The sequence below is a fragment of the Sinorhizobium sp. M4_45 genome (assembly GCF_002885915.1).
GTDB lineage: Bacteria > Pseudomonadota > Alphaproteobacteria > Rhizobiales > Rhizobiaceae > Sinorhizobium > Sinorhizobium meliloti_A.
In genome coordinates, this window is sequence record NZ_NWVE01000022.1 from 1 (window position 1) to 3770 (window position 3770).

Consider the following 3770-nt stretch of genomic DNA (forward strand, 5'->3'; position numbering starts at 1 on the left):
TGGTCTCAGCCACGCTTCACGTCGCCAGTCTTCCTTCCAAACGTTGACGTTTGACCAGCATCCCAAGCGGCGACGACTGTCGCATCTCTAACTGGCTCATATGTCGCATCTCTAAACGGCCGCTACATGCATACGTCGCATAAGATAGATTATGGAACAAGACGCCGTGATCTAACAAAGGCGTAAGTCGCTTCAGATCAGTGAGTTAGATAAAATCTCTGATATGGGACTTTATGCGTCTTCCGCCGACGGCTGGTCGATATCGAACTCCATGCGCATCATGTCGTAAGCCGGCTCGACGTGATCCGGCGTCTCGGCGCACACGGTCTCGTAATCCATCGGCACATGCATATGCGTGAGCACGGCGCGTTTCGGCCGCAGCCGGTTGATCCACACGAGCGACTGCACCAGGGACAAGTGACTCGGGTGAAATTTGTACTGCAGCGTGTCGATGACGAGCAGATCGAGCCCGCCGAGCTTCCCGATCGTTTCCACCGGAAAGTCGCTGACGTCGCTGCAATAGGCAAAACCGCCGATGCGGAAGCCGAGCGAATGGACGTTGCCGTGAAACTGCATCAGCGGCTCGAACAAGATCGGCCCGCCGGCGCCATGGATGGTCAACGGCGGCAGGTCGTCGGGAATAACGTACGGCTCGACGATCGGCGGATAGCCGCTGCCCGGCGGCGACTCCAGACAGTAGCGGAAGCCGTCGCGAATACGGGCCATCGTGAACGCATCGGCCCAGATCGGCACGCGCCTGCGATTCTCGATGACGAAACCGCGCAGATCGTCGATCCCGTGCAGATGGTCCGCATGGGCATGGGTGTAGAGCACGGCATCGATGTGGCGTACATTCGCCGCGATCATCTGGGCGCGGAAATCCGGGCCGGTGTCGATCACGACGGTCGTCTTGCCGCCGTCCGGCGCAAACTGTTCTACGAGCAAGGCCGCTCGCATGCGACGGTTGCGGAGGTTCGACGGATCGCAGGCGCCCCAATCACCGGTGATGCGCGGCACGCCCGGCGACGAGCCGCAGCCCAGAATGGTGAAGACCCGCCGAAACGCCATTTCAAAGCCTCGGCATCTTCGAGAAGATCCTGAAGGCGTTTTCGGTGGTGATTTCGGCAATCTCCTCACTGGAGACGCCGATGGCTTGCGCCAGCACCTCGGCCGTGTGCGCCACGTAGGCCGGTTCGTTGCGCTTGCCGCGGAACGGCTTCGGTGCCAAATAGGGCGCGTCCGTCTCGACGATCATCCGATCGCGCGGGACTGTCCTGGCGATGTCCCTCAGTTCCTCGGATTTCGGGAATGTCAGGATCCCCGAAAAGGACACATAGCCGCCGAGCTCGACGCCGATCCGGGCGAGGTCCGGGCCGGACGAGAAGCAATGGAGAAGGAAGGGGAAGGCGCCCTTCCCCGATTCCTCGGTTAGAATGGCAGCCATATCGTCGTCGGCCGACCTGCTATGGATGACGAGCGGCAGTCCGGTCGTTCGCGCTGCCGCGATATGCCGCCTCAATCCCTCCGCCTGCGCGTCGCGCGGCGCGTTGTCGTAAAAATAATCCAGCCCCGCTTCGCCGATCGCGACGACCTTGGGATGGGCGGAGAGCCGAACGAGATCGTCGGCCGTCACGTCCAGTTCCTCATCGGCATTATGCGGATGCGTGCCGACGGAACAGAAGACGTTCGGATATTTCTCGGCGATCGCGAGGATCGTGTCGAACCGTTTCACCCGGGTCGAAATCGTCACCATCTGCGCCACGCCGGCCTCCCGCGCGCGCTCGATGATTGCGTCGCGTTCGGCCTCAAAATCTGGAAAATCGAGGTGGCAATGGGTGTCGATCAGCATGCTTTCGTCTCGTTCAGGCTTCCGGCGCGACGTAGCGCGGGAAGACCGGCTTGGGTGCTTCGAGCGGCGTTCCGGACACGAGGCGCCCGGCTTCGCCGAGATGGGCGAAATCGCGACGGTCGGCCGGTAGGGCGACGAGATCCAGGAGTTTTCCCGCCGATTCCGGCATGAATGGCTGCAGAAGGATCGCGACCTGGCGAACGACCTCCGCCGTGACGTAAAGCACGGTTGCCATGCGGCTCGGATCGGTCTTTTTCAGCGCCCAGGGCTCCTGGCCTGCGAAGTAGCGGTCGGTCTCGGAAACGACGGCGATGATCGCCGCAAGTGCGCGATGAATGAGCTGCTTGCCCATTTCCTCGCGTGCGGTGTCGATCAGCGAGTCGGCGGCGGCGAGCATCGCCTTGTCTTCGTCGGTCAGCGGCCCACAGAGCGGAATCTGGCCGTCACAATTCTTGACGATCATCGACAGGGAACGGCTGGCGAGATTGCCGATACCGTTGGCGAGGTCGGAATTGATGCGGGTCGCGATCCCCTCCTCGCTGTAGCTGCCGTCCTGGCCAAACGAGACTTCGCGGAGGAAGAAATAGCGGATCTGATCGAGGCCGAAATGCTCGACCAGATTGAACGGATCGACCACATTGCCGAGCGACTTCGACATCTTCTCGCCCTTGTTGAGCAGGAATCCGTGAGCGAAGACGCGCTTGGGAAGCGGAAGACCGGCCGACATCAGGAATGCCGGCCAATAGACGGCGTGGAAACGGATGATGTCCTTGCCGATGACGTGGATGTTTGCGGGCCAGAACTTCGCGCGCGGACCCGTCGGGTCGGTCAGATAGCCGGTGGCGGTGACGTAGTTGGTCAGCGCGTCGACCCACACATACATGACATGAGCGGGATCGTTCGGAACTTTGATTCCCCAGTCGAACGTGGTGCGCGAGACGGAGAGGTCCTTCAGGCCCGACTTGACGAAGGAAATCACCTCGTTGCGCCGTTCCGCCGGACCGATGAAGTCGGGATTTTCCTCGTAATGTTTGAGGAGCTTGTCCTGGTAGGCGGACAGCCGGAAGAAATAGCTCTCTTCCTCCACCCATTCCACAGGCGTTCCCTGCGGTCCGTATCGTACGCCGTCGCCGCGCAGTTCCGTTTCGTTTTCCTGGTAATAGGCCTCGTCTCGAACGGAATACCACCCGGCATAGGAATCCTTGTAAAGGTCGCCCGCCTCGCCCATGCGGATCCAGATCGCCTGCGAGGCCTCGTGGTGGCGCTGTTCGGTCGTGCGGATGAAATCGTCGTTGGAGGCGTTGAGCAGCCGCGCCATATTCTGGAACTCGGCCGAATTGCGGGCGGCAAGCTCCTGCGGAGAAATCCCTTCCCTCTTCGCCGTCTGCTGCATTTTCTGTCCATGCTCGTCCGTCCCAGTCAGGAAGAAGACCTCACGCCCGTCAAGCCGCTGAAAGCGTGCCATGGCATCCGTCGCGATCAGTTCATAGGCATGACCGATATGCGGCTTGCCGTTCGGATAGGAAATCGCGGTGGTGATGTAGAACGGGGACGTATCTCTCATAGCGGGCTTCGATATCCTCGGGACAGAAACTATGGGGTGCTATTACCGCATCGCCTTCGGGTAGGAAACCGGTAGATCACGTTGAATTTAGGCCGGAACGACCTGACTGTGGCCGTGAACCGTCTTCGAGGGGAAATTTCGGGCTCCGCGGAAACCTCGCACGGCCTTCTCCACCTGGAGGGCAAGAGAGAGTTTCTCTCCAGCCGCGGGGCTTCCCAGCGATATCAGACTGCGTGTTTCGTTAAGTCCCGGACACCGATTTCAGTAAGTCCCGGACAGCAATTCCGCTAAGTCGCGGACAGCGATTCCGCTAAGTCCCGGACAGTTACCGGGCGGATTTGATGGTCGGTCTTCGGC

Annotated in this window: 3 protein-coding genes; all 3 read right to left on the reverse strand. The window is 60.6% G+C overall.

Annotation, left to right across the window (positions count from 1 at the left end; genetic code table 11):
* Positions 1 to 231 precede the first annotated feature (231 nt).
* From CN933_RS31125 to metG, 3 genes are read right to left on the reverse strand one after another with little or no spacing between them, the layout of a single operon-like run.
* The gene (locus CN933_RS31125; RefSeq protein ID WP_018094907.1) at positions 232 to 1068 is read right to left on the reverse strand and encodes an MBL fold metallo-hydrolase; all 837 of its coding nucleotides are present in this window, start codon (positions 1066 to 1068) and stop codon (positions 232 to 234) included.
* A gap of 1 nt (position 1069) precedes the next feature.
* Complete coding sequence (locus CN933_RS31130) at positions 1070 to 1849, reverse strand: TatD family hydrolase (protein WP_018094908.1); 780 nt, start codon at positions 1847 to 1849, stop codon at positions 1070 to 1072.
* Between the two features lie 13 nt (positions 1850 to 1862).
* On the reverse strand, positions 1863 to 3413 hold the full coding sequence (metG, locus tag CN933_RS31135; RefSeq protein WP_018094909.1) for a methionine--tRNA ligase: 1551 nt from the start codon (positions 3411 to 3413) through the stop codon (positions 1863 to 1865).
* Positions 3414 to 3770 lie beyond the last annotated feature (357 nt).

What these genes read in the sequence shown, in the direction of transcription:
- CN933_RS31130 (WP_018094908.1), bottom strand. Translation starts at nt 1,849, where the DNA reads ATGCTGATCGACACCCATTGCCACCTCGATTTTCCAGATTTTGAGGCC.
- metG (WP_018094909.1), bottom strand. Translation starts at nt 3,413, where the DNA reads ATGAGAGATACGTCCCCGTTCTACATCACCACCGCGATTTCCTATCCG.
- CN933_RS31125 (WP_018094907.1), bottom strand. Translation starts at nt 1,068, where the DNA reads ATGGCGTTTCGGCGGGTCTTCACCATTCTGGGCTGCGGCTCGTCGCCG.